General features: G+C 72.0%; 21 protein-coding genes. 16 read left to right on the plus strand and 5 right to left on the minus strand.

The window, feature by feature from the left end; translation table 11 throughout:
* The first annotated feature begins 21 nt into the window (after positions 1-21).
* The 5 genes from O7606_RS22665 (at position 22) to O7606_RS22685 (ending at position 4429) form a co-directional block, all read left to right on the plus strand.
* A complete protein-coding gene (locus tag O7606_RS22665; protein WP_281596036.1) occupies positions 22-528 on the plus strand; it encodes a DUF402 domain-containing protein in 507 nt (168 codons plus the stop codon).
* 131 nt (positions 529-659) lie between these two features.
* Complete coding sequence (locus O7606_RS22670) at positions 660-1511, plus strand: PPK2 family polyphosphate kinase (protein WP_281599817.1); 852 nt, start codon at positions 660-662, stop codon at positions 1509-1511.
* Between the two features lie 156 nt (positions 1512-1667).
* The gene (locus tag O7606_RS22675; protein ID WP_281596037.1) at positions 1668-2294 is read left to right on the plus strand and encodes a DUF47 family protein; all 627 of its coding nucleotides are present in this window, start codon (positions 1668-1670) and stop codon (positions 2292-2294) included.
* A gap of 4 nt (positions 2295-2298) precedes the next feature.
* Positions 2299-3303, plus strand: a complete 1005-nt coding sequence (locus O7606_RS22680; protein ID WP_281596038.1) for an inorganic phosphate transporter — start codon at positions 2299-2301, stop codon at positions 3301-3303.
* A 190-nt stretch (positions 3304-3493) separates the two neighbouring features.
* Positions 3494-4429: a hypothetical protein gene (locus O7606_RS22685; protein WP_281596039.1), complete on the plus strand. Its 936-nt coding sequence runs from the start codon at positions 3494-3496 to the stop codon at positions 4427-4429.
* A gap of 34 nt (positions 4430-4463) precedes the next feature.
* On the opposite strand, the gene O7606_RS22690 is transcribed toward O7606_RS22685, so the two are convergent.
* Positions 4464-5432, minus strand: coding sequence for a Gfo/Idh/MocA family oxidoreductase (locus O7606_RS22690; protein ID WP_281596040.1), 969 nt, complete (start codon positions 5430-5432; stop codon positions 4464-4466).
* Between the two features lie 158 nt (positions 5433-5590).
* Between O7606_RS22690 and O7606_RS22695 the strand changes: the two genes are divergently transcribed.
* Both O7606_RS22695 and O7606_RS22700 read left to right on the plus strand, forming a co-directional pair.
* Positions 5591-6451: an NUDIX hydrolase gene (locus tag O7606_RS22695; RefSeq protein WP_281596041.1), complete on the plus strand. Its 861-nt coding sequence runs from the start codon at positions 5591-5593 to the stop codon at positions 6449-6451.
* Between the two features lie 123 nt (positions 6452-6574).
* On the plus strand, positions 6575-6865 hold the full coding sequence (locus tag O7606_RS22700; RefSeq protein WP_281596043.1) for a hypothetical protein: 291 nt from the start codon (positions 6575-6577) through the stop codon (positions 6863-6865).
* Positions 6866-7029: 164 nt separating this feature from the next.
* Here the strand turns inward: O7606_RS22700 and O7606_RS22705 are convergent, their stop codons facing one another.
* Complete coding sequence (locus tag O7606_RS22705; RefSeq protein WP_281596044.1) at positions 7030-7215, minus strand: helix-turn-helix domain-containing protein; 186 nt, start codon at positions 7213-7215, stop codon at positions 7030-7032.
* A 308-nt stretch (positions 7216-7523) separates the two neighbouring features.
* Between O7606_RS22705 and O7606_RS22710 the strand changes: the two genes are divergently transcribed.
* The 9 genes from O7606_RS22710 to O7606_RS22750 all read left to right on the plus strand — a co-directional run bounded on the left by O7606_RS22710 (position 7524) and on the right by O7606_RS22750 (position 14784).
* A complete protein-coding gene (locus tag O7606_RS22710; RefSeq protein ID WP_281596045.1) occupies positions 7524-7850 on the plus strand; it encodes a DivIVA domain-containing protein in 327 nt (108 codons plus the stop codon).
* Complete coding sequence (locus tag O7606_RS22715) at positions 7847-9082, plus strand: helix-turn-helix domain-containing protein (RefSeq protein WP_281596046.1); 1236 nt, start codon at positions 7847-7849, stop codon at positions 9080-9082. The genes O7606_RS22710 and O7606_RS22715 overlap by 4 nt, the downstream gene beginning before the upstream one ends.
* Positions 9082-9357, plus strand: coding sequence for a hypothetical protein (locus O7606_RS22720; protein WP_281596047.1), 276 nt, complete (start codon positions 9082-9084; stop codon positions 9355-9357). Before O7606_RS22715 ends, O7606_RS22720 begins: the two co-directional genes overlap by 1 nt.
* A gap of 73 nt (positions 9358-9430) precedes the next feature.
* Positions 9431-10084: a PhoU domain-containing protein gene (locus O7606_RS22725; protein WP_281596048.1), complete on the plus strand. Its 654-nt coding sequence runs from the start codon at positions 9431-9433 to the stop codon at positions 10082-10084.
* Between the two features lie 210 nt (positions 10085-10294).
* Positions 10295-11377: a phosphate ABC transporter substrate-binding protein PstS gene (gene pstS, locus O7606_RS22730; RefSeq protein WP_281596049.1), complete on the plus strand. Its 1083-nt coding sequence runs from the start codon at positions 10295-10297 to the stop codon at positions 11375-11377.
* Between the two features lie 89 nt (positions 11378-11466).
* Complete coding sequence (gene pstC, locus O7606_RS22735) at positions 11467-12459, plus strand: phosphate ABC transporter permease subunit PstC (RefSeq protein WP_281596050.1); 993 nt, start codon at positions 11467-11469, stop codon at positions 12457-12459.
* A complete protein-coding gene (gene pstA, locus O7606_RS22740) occupies positions 12456-13373 on the plus strand; it encodes a phosphate ABC transporter permease PstA (RefSeq protein ID WP_281596051.1) in 918 nt (305 codons plus the stop codon). Before pstC ends, pstA begins: the two co-directional genes overlap by 4 nt.
* A gap of 108 nt (positions 13374-13481) precedes the next feature.
* Complete coding sequence (gene pstB, locus O7606_RS22745) at positions 13482-14246, plus strand: phosphate ABC transporter ATP-binding protein PstB (protein WP_281599818.1); 765 nt, start codon at positions 13482-13484, stop codon at positions 14244-14246.
* A 37-nt stretch (positions 14247-14283) separates the two neighbouring features.
* Positions 14284-14784, plus strand: a complete 501-nt coding sequence (locus tag O7606_RS22750) for a hypothetical protein (protein ID WP_281596052.1) — start codon at positions 14284-14286, stop codon at positions 14782-14784.
* Here O7606_RS22750 and mshD read toward each other — a convergent pair.
* The 3 genes from mshD to O7606_RS22765 form a co-directional block, all read right to left on the minus strand.
* On the minus strand, positions 14765-15697 hold the full coding sequence (gene mshD / locus O7606_RS22755) for a mycothiol synthase (protein ID WP_281596053.1): 933 nt from the start codon (positions 15695-15697) through the stop codon (positions 14765-14767). The two genes, O7606_RS22750 and mshD, sit on opposite strands and share 20 nt — an antisense overlap.
* A gap of 100 nt (positions 15698-15797) precedes the next feature.
* Positions 15798-16637 (minus strand): polysaccharide deacetylase family protein, encoded by an 840-nt coding sequence (locus O7606_RS22760; RefSeq protein WP_281596054.1) that lies wholly within the window; start codon positions 16635-16637, stop codon positions 15798-15800.
* A gap of 173 nt (positions 16638-16810) precedes the next feature.
* On the minus strand, positions 16811-17524 hold the full coding sequence (locus O7606_RS22765; protein WP_281596055.1) for a response regulator transcription factor: 714 nt from the start codon (positions 17522-17524) through the stop codon (positions 16811-16813).
* Between the last annotated feature and the right edge of the window lie 31 nt (positions 17525-17555).

A 17555-nucleotide genomic window follows, 5' to 3' on the forward strand; every position in this document is an offset into this window, starting at 1 on the left:
GTACGGGATAGGCTGCGAACCATGCCGAGCGACGTGGTCCGGGTGGTCTACCGCAAGTACGACGGCAGAGCGCACCGCGACTACCCGGCCCGCCGCCTCGCCGAGGACGACCTCGGGGTCTGGCTCGGGGTGCCCGCCGGCACCGCGTCGATCTACCACGGTCGGCCCAGCGTGGAGCAGATCCCGTTCGTCCTGCTGGTGCCGCACCACGCCTGGTGGACCGGCATGTTCAACCCGCCGCCCCGGACCAGCGAGGTGTACTGCGACATCGCCAGCCCGGCCCGCTGGGAGGGCGACGACACCGTCCACCTGGTCGACCTCGACCTGGACGTGGTGCGTCGCCGCGCCACCGGTCTGGTCGAGTTGCGCGACGAGGACGAGTTCGCCGAGCACCGGGTCGATTTCGGCTACCCGGACGACCTGGTCACCGAGGCGGAGGCCGCCGCCCGCTGGCTGCTGGGGGCGCTCGGTGACGGCACCGAGCCGTTCGCCACCTCGTACCGCAAGTGGTTGGCCCTGGTGCTCTGAGCCGAACGCCGTACCCGGCGGGTCGAACCGCCCGACGGGCGGCGCGCGACCGACTGGGTGATGATCGCAGAGTGAACAGCGCATCGGACGAGCCCGACATCTTCTCTCCGGCCGGCGGGATCCGGCGACGGCTGCGGGTGACGCCGGGCGGCGCGCGGCAGGCCGACCTCGCGGCCGTCGACCCGCGCTCCACCCCCGGCCTGCCCGACCCGTCCGTGACCGGCCTGGACCGCAAATCCTGGTGCCGTTCCCAGGTCCGGCTGGTCGGCGCGGAGCTGGCCCGCCAGCAGGAGATGCTCTTCGCCTCGGCGAAGGTCGACCCGACGGACGGCCGGCGGGTGCTGCTGGTGCTCCAGGCGATGGACTGCGGCGGCAAGGACGGCACGATCAAGCGGGTGGCCGGCGCGATGAACCCGCTGGGGCTACGGATCACCGCTTTCGGGCCGCCCACCGACGAGGAGCTGGCCCACCACTTCCTGTGGCGGGTCCGGCGGGCGCTGCCGGCCCCCGGGCAGGTGGGCGTCTTCAACCGCTCGCACTACGAGGACGTGCTGATCGCCCGGGTCGAGTCGCTGGTCCCGGAGGCGACCCTGCAGGCCCGGTACGACGAGATCAACGCCTTCGAGCGGGAGCTGGTCGGGGAGGGCGTGACCCTGGTCAAGGTGCTGCTGCACATCTCCCGCGCCGAGCAGCGGGACCGGCTGCTGGAGCGGCTGACCGATCCGCGCAAGCACTGGAAGTACGACCCGGCCGACGTCGCCGCCCGGGCCCGCTGGGACGACTACCAGGCGGCGTACGCCGAGGCGCTGGCCCGCTGCGACGCCGACGCCGCGCCCTGGTACGTGGTGCCGGCGGACCGCAAGTGGTACCGGGACTGGGCGGTGGCGCACCTGTTGCGTGAGACGTTCGCCACGCTCGACCTGGGGTATCCGCCGGCCGGGGTCGACCTGGACCGGGAGCGGCGGCGACTGCTGGCGGGATGACCGGTTTGAATGAACGGCGGGTGAACGAAAGGTGAATGTCGGCCGACCGGGGGTAGGCCGACATTTTCCGGTCGTCACCCCTTCCCTAGCATGCGCAGGGCAGTGCCCCTACCCGGGCGTCCGCCACCCTTCCTTCGATACGACGAGGTCCGTGCCGTGAAGTTTTCCTTCCGCCCCTCCGAGGGGGCCTTCTACGAGCTCTTCACCAGGGCCGCGCAGAACCTGGTGAAGGGTACGGAGCTGCTCAACGAGCTGGCGCTGCCCGGTGTCGACGTCCAGTCCGTCAGCGAGCGGCTGACCGAGGTGGAGCACGACAGCGACCAGATCACCCACGAGCTGTACAAGAAGATCAACTCCACCTTCATCACCCCCTTCGACCGGGAGGACATCTACCGCCTCGGGTCGCTGCTGGACGATGTGATGGACCACCTGGAGGCGGTCGGCAACCTGCTCTACCTGTACGGCCTGACCAAGCTTCCGTCGCTGCCCCGGGAGATGCACGAGCTGGTCAACGTCCTGGACGCCCAGGCGAAACTGACCGCCGAGGCGATGCCCCGGCTGAAGTCGATGAAGGATCTCGAGGACTACTGGATCGAGTGCAACCGGCTGGAGAACGACGGCGACCAGGCGTACCGGATGCTGCTGGTCCGGCTCTTCTCCGGCGAGTACGACGCGCTGACCGTGCTGAAGATGAAGGAGGTCGCCGACGAGCTGGAGGCCGCCTGCGACGCCTTCGAGCACGTGGCGAACACCGTCGAGACCATCGCGGTCAAGGAGTCCTGAACCTGTGAGTCCCGAACTCATCGCCGTGCTGGCGGTGATCGCGGTAGCCCTGGCGTTCGACTACACCAACGGGTTCCACGACGCCGCGAACGCGATCGCGACAAGCATCTCCACCCGCGCCCTCACCCCCCGGGTCGCCCTCGCCATGGCCGCGGTGGGCAACTTCATCGGCGCGCACTTCGGCGCCGAGGTCGCCAAGACCGTCGGCAGCGGCCTGGTCAGCCTCCCCACCGGCACGGCGAGCCTCGGCATCGTCTTCGCCGGGGTGATCGGCGCGATCGTCTGGAACCTGATCACCTGGTACTTCGGGCTGCCGTCGTCGTCCTCGCACGCCCTGATCGGCGGCCTGGTCGGCTCGACGCTGGCCGCCTCGGGCACCGTGCTGTGGACCGGCATCGGCCGGGACGTCGTCATCCCGATGGTGCTCTCCCCGATGGTCGGCTTCGTCCTCGGCTACATCGTGATGATCGCCGTGCAGTGGATCTTCCGGAAGGGGCACCCGGGCAAGCTCAACCGGGGCTTCCGCTGGGCGCAGACCGCCTCGGCCGCCGCGATGAGCGTCGGCCACGGCATGCAGGACGCCGCCAAGACCATCGGCATCGTGGTGCTCGCCCTCTACGTCGGCGGGTACCAGGACGACCCGGGCTTCATTCCGGAGTGGGCGTTCTGGACGTCGGCGGCCGTGCTCGCCGCCGGCACCTACGCCGGTGGCTGGCGGATCATCCGCACCCTGGGCCGGAAGATCATCGACCTGAAGCCGCCGGAGGGCTTCGCCGCCGAGACCGTCGCCAGCGGCGTGCTCTACTTCAACGCCCTGGTGCTCGGCGCGCCCATCTCCACCACGCACACCATCACCTCGGCCATCATGGGCGTGGGCGCCACCAAGCGGCTCTCCGCCGTCCGGTGGGGCGTGGCCGGCAACATCATCGGCGCGTGGATCCTCACCTTCCCCGCCGCCGGCACCATCGGCGCCCTGATGTACCTCCTCGTCCGCCCGATCTTCTCCTGACCCCGCGGGCGCCGGGAGGCTCTCCTTCCCGGCGCCCGCGGCGCTCTTTCCCGACATCTTCCGCACCCCTGAAGACATAGAGCAACATCGAAGAACTTCGGCCCGGTGGAGATCGGCACACTGACCCTGTCCCGGTCGGGGCCGCCGCCGTCCCCGACCTGCCCCGTCGCCGGACAGGTAGGTGCCGATGATGAGTACGTTGCCCAGGGTCGAGGTCGTCCCCGCCCCGCCCGTCACCGGGCGGCCACCCCGGGTCGGCCGGGTGATCGCCCTCAGCGCGCTGGCCGGCGTCCTGCTGGCCGTGGTCTGGTCGTACCACTTCGTCGACTCGGTGATCGGCGACAACGTGGCGAACGCGCTGCTCGGCCACGACGCCAAGGAGACCGCCCTCGCCGGGGCCGGCGCCGGCCTGTTGTTCGCGTTCGTCTCCGGGCTCGCCGGCACGTTCACCGCCTGCAACATCGCCATGGCCGCCTCGATCGGCCCGATGAGCCAGGCCGGCGCCACCGAGGCGACCCAGGGCGCGCTCCGGTCGCTGCTGCGGCCGGTCGGTTGGCTCACCCTGGGCATGGTGGTGGTCTCCGGCGCGTACGGCTTCGTCGGCGTGCTGCTCGGCGAGCGCCTGCCGCAGCTCTCCACCGACCGGATCGGCGACCTGCCGGTACGCCTGGTCCAGTCCTCGGTGGTCTTCGGCCTCATCGGCCTGGCGTTGATCTGGCTCGGCCTGGCCGCGCTCGGCGTGCTGCCGGACGTCTTCGCCGGCCGCCCGGTGGCCCGGGTGGTGACCCTCGGCGCGCTGATCGGCGGATTCCTGATCGGTCGGCCGTACCCGCTGTTCAACAAGCTGTTCCACTGGGCGGTGGACGAGGGCAACCCGCTGTACGGGGCGGGCGCCTTCATCCTCCAGTCGCTCGGCAACGTCGTCATCGTCACCGCGCTCTTCGCGCTGCTGATCGTCGGCACCCGGGGCGGATTCCTGCGCTGGCTGGCCGGCAGCCCGGCCCGCACCGCCGTGGTCACCGGCGCCCTGCTGGTGGCGCTCGGCGTGTTCACCGTCGTCTACTGGGACGTGCGGCTGCCGGCCATGTTCGGCTACGGCTGGTTCCCCAGCATGCCCTGGAACTGAACCGCCGCCGGTAGGCCGACGGGGGTCGGCGGCCTCAGCGGTAGCTGACGCCGATGCGCTCGCGGACGGCGTCCAGCAGGGCCATCACCTCCAGGGTGGCGGCGTGCGGGACGAGCGGGCTCTCCACCAGCCCCTCGGCCAGGCAGCGCTGCACCTCGGCCGCCTCGTGCTGGTAGCCGTTGCCGACCAGCTCCGTGGTGATCGTCTCGGGCTCGGCGTCGTCGCGGCGCAGGGTCGCCGAGCCGGGCCGGAAGAACGGCGACGGCAACTCGATCCGCCCGGTGGTGCCGGTGATCGCGGCCACCACCGGGCTCGCCCCGACGATGCCGCAGCTCAACGTGGCGACCGCCCCGGAGTCGTAGCCGAGCAGGATGCCGGTGTTCTCGTCCACCCCCTCCGGGCTGATCCTGGCCCAGGCGTGCAGGTGGTCGGGCACGCCGAGCAGCAGATGCGCCAGGCTCACCGGATAGACGCCGAGGTCGAGCAGGGCCCCGCCACCCAGGGCGCGGGCCCGGATCCGACTCTCCGGCGGGAAGGAGCCGCCCAGCCCGAAGTCGGCCTGCACGCCGGTCACCGTGCCGATCGCGCCCTCGCCGATCAGCTCCAGCAGCCGCAGGATCAACGGGTTGCACCGCATCCACATGGCCTCCATCAGGAAGACGCCACGGGCGCGGGCCGTCTCGACCAGCTCGGCGCTGCTCGCCAGGTCCAGCGTGAACGGCTTCTCCACCAACGCCGCCCGCCCGGCCTCCAGGCAGGTCATGGTGGCCTCGTAGTGGGCCGAGTGCGGGGTGGCGACGTACACCACGTCCAGGTCGGGATCGGCGGCCAGCTCCGCCCAGGAGCCGTACGCCCGCTGCGCGCCGTGCGTGGCGGCGAACGACTCGGCGGCCTCGGCCGTACGCGAGCCGACCGCGACCAGCTCGGCGTCCGGCGTCAGCCGGAGGTCCTCGGCGAAGCGGGCGGCGATGTTTCCGGTGGCCAGGATGCCCCAACGTGTCATGCGCCGGACGCTAGCGCAGATCACGTTCCCGCACGTCACCCGCCCCGCTCATCATCGACTCCACATCCAGGAGAACGCGCCATCGTCTCCCGAGGACCACCCCACTTCAAGGAAACGAAGTCGGTCAACGAGGCGGCGCCCCGGCTAGGCTCGCCTGCATGACGATCGACAGCGGCGGCTTTCCCGCCCCGGCCGCCCTGGTCGAGCACGCCCGCCGGTTCCGGGCCGAGGGCGGCGTGCCGGCGACGCCCCGGGTCGCGGCCACCGTGCTGCTGCTGCGCCCGTCCGACGCAGGCTTCGAGGTGTACGTGATCCGCCGGGTCGCCGCCATGGCCTTCGGCGGGGTGTACGCGTTCCCCGGCGGCGGCGTGGACCCGTCCGACGCGCACGCGCACCCGGGCTGGGCCGGCCCGCAGCCAACGGAGTGGGGCCGACGGCTGGGCGTCGCGCCCGAGGCGGCCCGCGCGGTGGTGTGCGCCGCCGCCCGCGAGGTCTTCGAGGAGGCCGGCGTCCTCCTCGCCGGCCCGGCCGTCGAGCCCGACGGCGACCGTCCGGCCCCGGCCACCGTGGTCGGGGACGTCAGCGGGGACGACTGGGAAGCCGCCCGGGTCGACCTGGAGAAGCGGCGCACCCACTTCGCCGAGTTCCTGACCGGCCGGGGGCTGACGCTCCGGTCGGACCTGCTGTTGCCGTGGAGCCGGTGGATCACGCCGGAGTTCGAGCCGCGCCGCTTCGACACGTACTTCTTCGTGGCCCTGTTGCCGCAGGGGCAGCGGACCCGGGACGTGTCCGGCGAGGCCGACCACACCATGTGGGTACGCCCGGCGGAGGCGCTGCGCCGCGCGGCGGCCGGTGAGCTGGCCATGCTGCCGCCGACGCTGATGACGCTGGAGCAGATCGCGGCGGCCGGTGACCTGCCCGACGTGACCCGACTCGCCGCCGCCCGGGACGCCGCCACCCCGATCACCCCCCGCCTGGCCGCCCTGGACACCGACACCCCCTACTTCACCCTCGCCTGACGCCCGTCCCGATTCCTGCCGAGATTGATCCGGGCGCTGCCGCAACGGCCCAGCCATTCGATAGTTGTGCCTCGTGACTTGTTGGGGGAAAAAGTGAAGATCACGACTAGTCTCGCTGCTGAGATGATCTTCTCCGCTGACCCGGAGGGCGCCGACGAGCAGTTCGAGGCGTTCCTGGACGAGGTGCTGAACCAGTTGGCCGCAATCGGCCGAGAGGGCGTCGATCTGGCCGCGAGGTTGACCGAGCGGTACGCCGAGTTCGAAACCACCGTCGAGGCTACGGACTTCAACACCGCAGGTGCGAGCTTCTTGATGGACCTACGCACGGCTCTGCATGCAGCCGGCTGCGCTACGGCGGATTGGCCACGCTTCGCGCCGCACGGTCAGCACGTGCGAGAACTACGCACAGTCTGAACTGATCAGCACCGGGCCCTCCACTTCTCAGTCAGAGGTGGGGGGCCCGCGCGTCTCTCCGAGCAGCAGGATCTCACTACATCCGACAAGTGGTGGTCTCAGCAGCCGAAGAGGCCACCACTTGCCAGAAGTAGCAGGGATCTTGGCGGGGCGCGTGGGGAGTTTCAGGCGGATTCGTCGGGTTCGGGTTGGGGGCGGTGCTTGGCTGCCCACTCCTCGACGTCCTCGGTGCGCCAGATCCGGCCCGCCTTGAGGATCGCGGACGGCTCGGGGAAGTCCCGGCGTCTGGTGAGGATCTCTGTCCACTGCCGGGACACGCCGAGGTATTCGGCGATTTCCGCAGCACCCATCACGCGCAGTAGTTGGCGAGCCACTTCAGGACCATCTCAGTCGCTCGCTAGTCAACCCCCATAGTGGAGTTGCCTATCTGAGGGTAGTCATCCTGCTGCTATGAGTGTTGGCGGGTCTGGGCGCGAGCGTGAACGCACGGGCGATGGGGACCCTCAGGGGAGCTCTCGGTCGGCGGCCGAACAGCGGTCGTGGGATGAGCAGTTGGCGGCTGAGGACGAGCAGGCACGTGCGATAGCGGAGCGACAGATCTGGCCGACCTCCGACGAGGACGACTGGTGAAGCGGAGTGTCGAAAGGAAGGTTCTCGGATGAGACGACTTCTCGGGTGGCTGGTCGACGGTCACCGTTCCGCCCGGCACCGGCAGGTCGACGCGGCCCCGTACCGGTCCCGGTACTGTCTCCCGCTGTTGCCGGCGCAGATCCGCGACCGCCGGTTCCGGCTCACCCGGCTCGGTCGGCGTGGTCTGGACCCGGACGACGTGCGGCGCTTCCTGGACCGGGTCGCCCTCGAACTGGCCGACGCCCACGCCGCCGCCGACCGGGCCACCCGCGAGACCGTACGGATCAAGGAAGCGCTGCGGCGCTGGCAGTCGGAGCAGGCCCGTACCCGCGACGGCTACGCCCTGCGCCGGTGAGCCGGGCGGTGGAGCCGGTGAGCGTCGGTGAGCTGCCGATCGGCCGGCGGGTCGCCCAGTGGCGGGTACGGCGGCGGATGACCCAACAGATGCTCGCCGACCGGCTCGGCAAGTCCAAGAGCTGGGTCGACAAGGTCGAGCGGGGGGTGCGTGCCCTCGACCGGTTCTCGGTCATCGAGGAGCTTGCCGGGGTGCTGAGCGTCGACCCGGCGGCGCTGCTGGGCCGCCCAGCGCCGCCACCCCCGACCAACGCCGCCGGGTCCGCCGGCGCGGACGGCGTCGACGCGGTGCGGGCGGCTCTCGCCCGGTACGACCTCGGCCCGGCCGGACCCGGTCGTGCGCCCGCCCCGCCGGTCGCCGAGCTGGGCCGACGGGTCGGGCACGCCTGGCTGACCTACCAGCACGCGAACTATCCACAACTGCTGCGGATGCTGCCGGACCTGCTCGGCGACACGCGACGGGCCCACGCCGTCCGGTCGGTCGGGGCGGCCGACCCGCTCGTGCAGGCGTACCGGATCACCGCTTCGGCGCTGGTGAAACTCGGCGTCGCCGAGCTGGCCTGGCTGGCCGCCGACCGGGCCATGACGGTGGCCGCCACCAGCGGCGACCCGCTGCTCGTCGCCGTCGCGGCGATCCCGGTGGGCCAGGCGTTACGCGCTCTCGGCCAGAGTCGCCCCGCGATGGCCGCCACCGTCACCGCCGCCCACCGGATCCGGGCCACGATCCCGGGGCAGGGCCCGCCCGACGCGCTGTCCGTGCTCGGCACGCTGCTGCTGGAGGGCGCGCTGGCCGCCGCGGTCGGCAACTACCCGCGCGGCGTACGGGAGCTGCTCGACCGGGCCGCCGGGCTGGCCGGGCAGGTCGGCGACGGCCACGACCACCAGTGGACCGGCTTCGGGCCCACCGCCGTCGAGCTGGCCCGGGTCGCGGCGGCCGTCGACCTGGGCGACGCCGGTGAGGCGGTCGCCCGGCACCGTGCCGTCGTCGACGGGGAGCGGTGGCGACGGCTGCCCGCCGAGCGCCGGGCCGCCCACCTGGTCGACGCCGCGCGGGCGTACCTGCTGCTCGGAGACCATGCCGCCGCCGGTCGCGCCCTGACCGACGCCGACCGCGTCGCGCCCGCCGAGACGCGGAGCCGACCGGTGGCCCGTACCCTGCTCACCGCTATCGTGCGCGGCGGGCCCGCGACGCCCGGCGTCACGCGACTCGCCGGTCAGCTCGGGGTGGCCTGATGAGCCGGGACGCGGGACCGCCGCCCGACCACCGTTACCTCGTGCAGCTTCCGGTGACCGCCGCCGACCTCGACGTTGCCGCCCGGGTCGCCCGGGTCGTCGCCCGTTCGTTGGGCTTCCACCACCTGGTCGAGTGCGACGACGCCACCGTCGCCGCTGTCGAGGATCCGGCGGTACGGCATGCCGCGTTCTGCCCCCGGCGGCTGCCCAACGGTCGCCGCTGCCTGCTCCGCCCCGGCCACGACGGCCCCTGCGCCCGGCGGCTGCCGCGCTGAGGGGGGTGGGGTGGTGTTTTGGGGGGTGGCGGGGGAAGGTGGGGGGAAGGTCGGGGCTAGTGGGGCGGGGACGATGGACAACACCTACCACCTTGAACAGCTCGACCGGCTGTCCGGTCTGCTGGCGGCGGCGAGCCGGGACGCGGCGGGCACCATCCGGCGGGTCAGCGTCGCCCTGCTCGACGTGGACGCGGCGGCGGCGCGGGCGGTGCTGGCCGAGGTGGCGCAGCGGCGGACGGCCCACCGCGAGATCGACGAGCTGGTGCCGGTGACCCTGGTCCGGCAGCAGCCGGTCGCCTCCGACCTGCGGTTGGTGCTGGCCGGGCTGCGGATGAACACCGATCTGCACCGGATGGACGTGCTCGCCGCGCACATCGCCAAACTGGTGTTGGCCCGGCATCCGGAGCAGGTCGTGCCGCCGCCGGTCCGCCCGTTGGTCGGCGCGATGGCGGAGACCACCGCGCGGATCGCCGACAAGTCGGCGCTGTGTCTGGCCACCCGGGACCGGATCGACGCGCTCCAGCTCGGCCTGGACGACGACGAGCTGGACGCGCAGTACGAGCGACTCTTCGGCGCGCTGACCGACGCCTGGCCGCACGGCGTGCAGGCGGCGATCGACGTGGCGATGCTCGGGCGGTACTACGAGCGGTTCGCCGACCACGCGGTGAACGTCGCCCGCCGGGTCGCGTACCTGGTGGGTGGTGACATGGCGCGCGGCGTCCTCTGACCCCCTCCTCCCCGCTCCGAGTGGGATCGGGATGCCTCGATCCATTCACATCTCGGAAAGGTCCGCCTCGCTTCTCGGCCACATGTTCCTGGCAACCTGTTCACCCTCGGTTAACCAAGCTCCGGGGAGCCGGCTACCTGCCGCCCCTAGCGTCGGCACCGGTCAGGCCGTCAAAGGCCAGACGCACCCCGACAGAGAGGCAATTCTGAGGTGAACCGCAATGTGCTCTCGCGGCGCGTTCTTGCCGGCGTCGCGCTCGCCGCGCTCGCTCTCACCGGCTGTGGCTCCAGCGACAACGACGGCGACACCCCGGCTGCCGGCGACAGCGCCGGCTCCGAGTTCGCGAGCCTTTCCGGTGAGCTGAAGGCCTCGGGCGCCAGCTTCCCGGACGCCTACTACCAGGAGGTCATCACCTCCTTGCAGGACGTCGCTCCGGACCTCACGGTGAACTACAACGCGACCGGCTCGGGCACCGGCAAGAAGCAGTTCGGCCAGGGTCTGGTCGACTTCGCCGGCAGCGACAGCCTGGTCAAGGAGAGCGACGGCGTGGCCGCCGACTCCTTCCTCTACGTGCCGACCGTCGCGGCCCCGATCACCGTCAGCTACAACCTCCAGGGCGTGGACAAGCTCCAGCTCAGCCCGGAGACGCTGGCGAAGATCTTCCAGACCGACATCAAGACCTGGAACGACCCGGCCATCGCCGCCGACAACCCGGGCGTGACCCTGCCGGGCACCGCGATCGTCGTGGCGCACCGCTCGGACGGCTCGGGCACCACCAACAACTTCACCAAGTACCTCGACAGCGCCGCCAACGGCACCTGGAAGCTCGGCAGCGGTGACACCGTGGCCTGGCCGGCGTCCACCCAGGGCGGCGAGAAGAACAGCGGCGTGGCCCAGATCGTCAAGCAGTCCAACGGCGCGATCGGCTACGTGGACCTGAGCGACGCCAAGGCCACCCAGCTCAAGTTCGCCGCGATCAAGAACAAGGACGGCCAGTTCGTCGAGCCGTCGCTGGAGGGCACCACCGCCGGCCTGGAGGGCGCGGAGATCAAGGAGGACCTGAGCTACAACCCGCTCAACGCCGCCGGGGCCGCCGCCTACCCGATCACCGCGCCGACCTACCTCCTGGTCAAGACCAAGTACGACGACCCGAAGAAGGCCGAGCTGGTCAAGGGCTTCGTGAAGTACGTCCTCACCGACGGCCAGGAGCTGGCCAAGGACGTGGACTTCGCGCCGCTGCCCGCCTCGCTCAAGGACAAGGCCCTCGCCCAGCTCGACAAGATCCAGGGCTGAGCCGGACCGCACCAGGCACGACCCGCGGTCGGGGACGGGACGGGTGACCGGCCCGTCCCCGCCGGGGTAGCCGAGCCACTGGAGTGAAGGTGACCATCACAGAGAACAAACCCGAAACCCGGCCGACCCTCGCGCCACAGCGGGGCGGCCTGCTCGCCGATCGCGCCTTCTCGTGGTGGACGCTCGGCGCCGGCCTGCTCGTCCTCGCCATCCTCGCGCTCATCCTGATCACCACCGTCCGGGAAGCCTGGCCGGCGTTCGCCGAGATGGGCTTCCGGTACGTCACCGAGCGCACCTGGGATCCGAACCCGGCCGCCGGTGACGCCGTCTTCGGCGCGCTGCCGTTCATGTACGGCACCGCCGTCTCCTCGCTGATCGCGCTGGTCATCGCGGTGCCGGTGTCCATCGCGATCGCCCTGTTCATCACCGAGCTGGCGCACCGCCGGCTGCGCGGCAGCGCGGTCACCGTCATCGACCTGCTGGCCGCCGTACCGTCGGTGGTCTTCGGTCTGTGGGGCATCCTGGTGCTGGCGCCCAGGCTGGACCCGTTCTACCGGTCGGTGCACGACCTGTTCGCCGGGGTGCCGGTGCTCGGCAGCGTCTTCGGCCCGTCCGGTGGCGGCCGGAACTTCATGACCGCCGGCCTGATCCTGGCCATCATGGTCACGCCGATCATCACCTCGATCTGCCGGGAGGTCTTCGGCACCGTCCCGCAGGCCGACAAGGACGCCGCGTTGGCGCTCGGCGCGACCCGCTGGGAGATGATCCGGGGCGCGGTCTTCCCGCACAGCTTCGGCGGCATCGTCGGCGCGGTGATGCTCGGCCTGGGTCGGGCGATGGGCGAGACCATCGCGGTGGCGCTGGTCATCGGCGGGGCCACCAACATCACCTCGAACCTGTTCGCGCCGGGCAACACCATGGCCGCCGTGATCGTGCAGCAGTTCGGCGAGTCCACCGGCACCTTCACCGCCGCCCTGATCGGCCTCGGTGTCGTCCTCTTCGCCATGACCGTGCTGATCAACCTCACCGCCCAGGCGATCGTCCGCCGGGCCGAGGCCCGGATGAGGGGAGGCGTGGCGTGACCGTCACCGCCGAGACCGGGGCCGGCGTCCGTACGCCGGTCCGGCCCGACCTGACCGGCCGGGCCCTGTCGGCGCGCCGCCGGATCGTCAACCACCTGGCCACCGGGGGCATCTACCTGGCCGTGCTGCTCGCGGTGGTGCCGCTCGGCCTGGTCACCTGGACGGTGTTCAGCCGGGGCGCCGGGGTGATGAGCCTCGACTTCCTCACCGAGGCCATCCCGAACTCGTACCGCCGGGAGGGCCCCGGCATGGGGCCGGCGATCGTCGGGACCCTGATCATCACCGGTATGGCGTCGTTGATGGCGATCCCGCTCGGCGTCTTCGGCGCGATCTACCTCAACGAGTACGGCAAGCAGAAGCCCCTGGCCCGGGTCATCCGGATCATGGCGGACGTGATGACCGGCGTCCCGTCGATCGTGATGGGCCTGTTCATCTACATCGGCTGGGTGCTCTGGGTGGGCGAGTTCTCCGGCTTCGCCGGCTCGCTCGCGCTGGCCTGCCTGATGCTCCCGGTGGTGATCCGCAGCAGCGAGGAGATGCTCCGGCTGGTCCCCGACGAGCTGCGCCAGGCGAGTCTGGCCCTCGGCGCGCGGAAGTGGCGGACCATCCTCACCGTCGTGCTGCCCGCCGCCATCTCCGGCATCACCAGCGGCTCGCTGCTGGCGGTGGCCCGGGCGGCCGGTGAGACCGCGCCGATCATCATCGTCACCGGCATCACCTTCGCGACCAACCCGAGCCTCTTCGAGGGGTCGAACACCGCGCTGCCCGCGCAGATCTTCCGCAACGCCAGCCAGCCGTTCGTCGGCTCCCAGGACCGGGCCTGGGGCGCCGCCCTCACCCTGATCGTGATCGTCGTCCTGTTCACGATCGTCGCCCGCATCATCGCGAACCGCTTCGCCATCAAGGAGCGCTGAACCATGGCCCAGCACGAGACCACCACCGACCGCCCCTCGGTCGCCATCAGCGCCCCGAGCGAGGGCTGGAACAACGCCGGCCTGGACCCCACCGGCGGCGCGACCGTGATGGACCTGAAGAACGTCAGCGTCTACTACGGCGACTACGAGGCGGTCCGGGACACCACCATCCCGATCCGGCAGAACCAGATCACCGCCATGATCGGCCCGTCCGGCTGCGGCAAGTCGACCATCCTGCGCTCGCTGAACCGGATGAACGACCTGATCCCCGGCGCCCGGGTGGCCGGCTCGGTCACCTACCACGGGCAGGACATCTACGCCAGGGACGTCGACCCGATCCAGGTCCGGCGGCGGATCGGCATGGTCTTCCAGAAGCCCAACCCGTTCCCCAAGTCGATCTACGACAACGTCGCCTACGGGCTGCGGATCAACGGGATCAAGGGCAAGCTCGACGACCAGGTCGAGGAGGCGCTGACCGGGGCGGCGCTCTGGGACGAGGTCAAGGACAAGCTCCGCAAGAGCGGGCTGGCCCTCTCCGGCGGCCAGCAGCAGCGGCTCTGCATCGCCCGGACGATCGCCGTCAAGCCGGACGTGATCCTGATGGACGAGCCCTGCTCGGCCCTCGACCCGATCGCCACCAGCAAGATCGAAGACCTGATGTACGAGCTGTCGAAGTCGTACACCATCGTGATCGTCACGCACAACATGCAGCAGGCGGCCCGGGTCAGCCACTACACCGCGTTCTTCACCGCCGAGGTGGACGCCGACCAGGTGCGGCACGGCCGGCTGGTGGAGTTCGACCAGACCGCCAAGCTGTTCACCAACCCGGGCGACAAGCGCACCGAGGACTACATCACCGGCCGCTTCGGCTGACCGGCGTCGGTGGGCCGGTACGCCCAGAGGAGGTGATGTGGTCACTGACGACGTCGGCTCGGACCTCGTCCACATAGCCGTCCCGGTCGCGTACGTGCGACACGTCGCGGCGCTGCTCGCGGAGCTGGACCGGCAGGGCGGCCCGGTGCGCCCGCCGGCCCGACCCGCCGCCCGCCACGCCCCGCCGGAGCTGGCCGCCGCCTGGTCGGCGGCGGAGCTGCGGCGGTTCGCGACCGGCCGGTCGAAGAGTCACCAGACCGTGCTGAAAGTCCTCGACCTGCTCGCCGACCGGCCCGGCGAATGGCTGTCGGCGGAGGCGATCTGCGCCGAGGTCGGCGTCTCCCGGCACCGGCTGGGCGGCGCGCTGGCCGGGGTGACCCGCATGCTCCGCTCCCACGCCGCCTTCCGGGACCTGGGACTACCGATGAACCGGTACGTCACCGGCAGCCTCGACGAGCGCGCCGGGACCTTCTACTGGCTCACCGAGGAGCAGGCCGGGCAGTGGAAACTGGCCCGCCTCAGCCCCGGCGGTAGTTGACGTGGGCGCACCACTGCGCGAAGCCGGCCCGCCGGTAGAGGGCCATCGCCGCCGCGTTCGACTCGTCGACGTAGAGCATCACCCGGCCCAGGCCCCGACGCTCCCGCAGGTACGCCAACCCGGCGGCGGTCAGCGTCCGGCCCAGCCCGCCGCCGTGCGCCGACGGGTCCACCCCGAGCACGTACACCTCGCCGATCGGGGCCGACCCCGGCCGCTCGTGGACCTTCGTCCAGTGGAAGCCGAGCAGGCGACCGGTGGCCCCCTCCACGGCGAGCAGGAACCCGGCCGGGTCGAACCACGGCTCGGCCAGCCGCGCCCGCAGGTCGGCCAGGCGCCAGCGACCCTGCTCGGGGTGGTCGGCGAAGGCCCGCGCGTTGAGCGCCAGCCAGGCGTCGTCGTCCGCGCCGGGCCGGAAGGCGCGCAGGGTCACCCCGTCGGGCGGGCGCGGCACGGCCGGCAGGTCGGTGAGCGGGCGACGGAGCTGCCACAGCACCCGGGCCCGGCCGAAACCGAGGTCGACGGCGAGGGCGGCGGCAGCCGGGTGGTCACCGTGCGCCCAGGCCCGGACCACGGACTCCGGGGACGCCCCGGTCAGGGCGGCGACGGCCAGGGCCCGGCCCAGGCCGGCCCGGCGGTGGGCCGGGTGCACGACCAGGTCCAGGTCGGCCGCCCCGGTCGGGTCGGCCAGGTCGAGGCGCGCGTACCCGACGAGCCGACCTTCCGGCGTACGGACGCTGTGGTGCGCGGCGGCGGACGTCGGCTCCCGCAGCCGCAGCAGCACCGACTCGTCCAGCGGGTCCGCCCCGTCGGCGTCCCCGGCGGCCCGCGCCAACGTCAGCACGTCGGCTGCCGCCCCGGGGGTCAGCCGGTCCTGCCGGAGAACCCGCCCCACCGTCACTCCGCCACCGGTCACCCTGCCACGGTAACGGCTTTCCGGCGACCCGCGTGCCCCGCGCGGTCGCCGCGCCCACGCGGTCCGGCGCTCACCAGACGCCGGCGGCGCAGCCTACGGGTCACAGCTCGCTCGGCAGGGCGGTCACCCGGAAGCGGCTGGTCAGGTTGGGCAGGATGCGGTAGAGGGAGTCCACCGTGCCCTGCCGGTCGCCGCCCGCGTCGTGCAGCAGCACGATCGAGCCGGGCCCGACACCCGCGGTGACCGTGGCGACGATGCTGCTCGCCCCCGGCAGTTGCCAGTCGCCCGGGTCCACCGTCCAGTGCAGCGGCATCATGCCGAGCTCGCTGGCCACCGAGACCACCGGGTACGTCCACGCGCCCCCCGGCTGCCGGAAGTAGGCGATCCGCGCGCCCGGCACGGCGGCCCGGATCACCTGGTTGGTGCGCAGCAGGTCCGCCTGGATGACGTGGCGGGAGCGGGCGCCCAAGCGCACGTCGTGGCTCCACGAGTGGTTGCACAGGGTGTGTCCCTCGGCGACGATCGCCCGGACCAGGTCGGGGTATGCCTGTACGTTCTCGCCGACCAGGCAGAAGGTCGCCGTCACCCCGTACGCGCGCAGCGCCGTCAGCGCCTGCGGCGTGTAGCGCGGGTCGGGTCCGTCGTCGAAGGTGAGCGCCACGTCGGCCGTGCCGGTGGTGTCCCGGGCGCCGAACGGGCCGCCCCCGGTCGGACCGTCCAGCCGCCACCCCGCCGGCGGGGACGGGGGCGGCTGCTCCGGCGGCACGCCGGTGGCCGAGGGCTGCTCGGCGGTCAGCGGCGCGGACGGGTCGGGCACGGGATAGGCGTACGGGTCGCCGCCGCTGGTCAGGTTGCGTCCGACCGCGTACCCGGTGCCGAGCAGCGCGGCGAGCACCACCACGACGATCACCAGGGCCCGGGGTGGCGCGGCGGTGGACATCAGCGGTCACCGCCGGACGCCGCGACCCGCCCTGCCCCGCTGCGACCGGTTCGTCTCGTCGTCGCGGACACGGTCGCCCACCTCCTCGTCCGACTGGTCCGTCAGTCACGTTAGGACCGACCAGTCGAACAAAAAGGGCATATCTCGAAAATGATCCCCGAAGGGGGAGTGGCTCAGACCGGCAGCGGGGCGTGCTCGGCGTCCGGCAGCGAACGCGACGGCGGCACGACGAACTTGTAACCCACCTGGCGGACGGTGCCGATCATCGACTCGTACTCCGAGCCGAGCTTGGCGCGCAGCCGCCGTACGTGCACGTCGACCGTCCGGGTGCCGCCGAAGTAGTCGTACCCCCACACCTCGCGGAGGAGCTGGTCCCGGGTGAACACCCGGCCCGGGTGCTGGGCCAGGAACTTCAGCAGCTCGAACTCCTTGTAGGTGAGGTCGAGCGGGCGGCCCTTGAGGCGGGCGGCGTAGGTGTCCGGGTCGATGGTCAGCTCGCCGGCCCGGATCGAGCCGCCGGTGCCGGCGGTCGCGTTGCTCAACCGGCCCACCACCAGCCGCAGCCGGGCCTCCACCTCGGCCGGGCCGGCGCTGGCGAGGATGACGTCGTCGACCCCCCAGTCGGCGTTGAGCGCGATCAGCCCGGCCTCGGTGACCACCGCGACCAGCGGCACGCCCAGGCCGGTGGCGTGCAGCATCCGGCAGGTCGCCCGCGCCTCGCTGAGCTCAGACCGGGCGTCGACCAGGACGGCGTCCGGGCTGGGGCCGGCGACCAGGGTGCGCACGTCACGTGGCGCGGTGCGGACCGAATGGGGCAACAGGTCGAGCGCCGGCAGCACGGCGGATGGTTCGCCGGCCCGCGCGGTCACCAACAGCAGGATCTCCACACGATCACCTCCGTCCCGGCGGCGATCAGCC

The sequence above is a fragment of the Micromonospora sp. WMMD882 genome (genome assembly GCF_027497255.1).
In the GTDB taxonomy this organism is placed as follows: Bacteria; Actinomycetota; Actinomycetes; order Mycobacteriales; family Micromonosporaceae; genus Micromonospora.

What these genes read in the sequence shown, in the direction of transcription:
- O7606_RS22720 (WP_281596047.1), top strand. Translation starts at nt 9,082, where the DNA reads ATGAGCCGGGACGCGGGACCGCCGCCCGACCACCGTTACCTCGTGCAG.
- O7606_RS22695 (WP_281596041.1), top strand. Translation starts at nt 5,591, where the DNA reads ATGACGATCGACAGCGGCGGCTTTCCCGCCCCGGCCGCCCTGGTCGAG.
- O7606_RS22685 (WP_281596039.1), top strand. Translation starts at nt 3,494, where the DNA reads ATGAGTACGTTGCCCAGGGTCGAGGTCGTCCCCGCCCCGCCCGTCACC.
- pstB (WP_281599818.1), top strand. Translation starts at nt 13,482, where the DNA reads ATGGACCTGAAGAACGTCAGCGTCTACTACGGCGACTACGAGGCGGTC.
- O7606_RS22705 (WP_281596044.1), bottom strand. Translation starts at nt 7,215, where the DNA reads ATGGGTGCTGCGGAAATCGCCGAATACCTCGGCGTGTCCCGGCAGTGG.
- O7606_RS22690 (WP_281596040.1), bottom strand. Translation starts at nt 5,432, where the DNA reads ATGACACGTTGGGGCATCCTGGCCACCGGAAACATCGCCGCCCGCTTC.
- O7606_RS22725 (WP_281596048.1), top strand. Translation starts at nt 9,431, where the DNA reads ATGGACAACACCTACCACCTTGAACAGCTCGACCGGCTGTCCGGTCTG.
- O7606_RS22710 (WP_281596045.1), top strand. Translation starts at nt 7,524, where the DNA reads ATGAGACGACTTCTCGGGTGGCTGGTCGACGGTCACCGTTCCGCCCGG.
- O7606_RS22665 (WP_281596036.1), top strand. Translation starts at nt 22, where the DNA reads ATGCCGAGCGACGTGGTCCGGGTGGTCTACCGCAAGTACGACGGCAGA.
- O7606_RS22760 (WP_281596054.1), bottom strand. Translation starts at nt 16,637, where the DNA reads ATGTCCACCGCCGCGCCACCCCGGGCCCTGGTGATCGTCGTGGTGGTG.
- O7606_RS22700 (WP_281596043.1), top strand. Translation starts at nt 6,575, where the DNA reads ATGATCTTCTCCGCTGACCCGGAGGGCGCCGACGAGCAGTTCGAGGCG.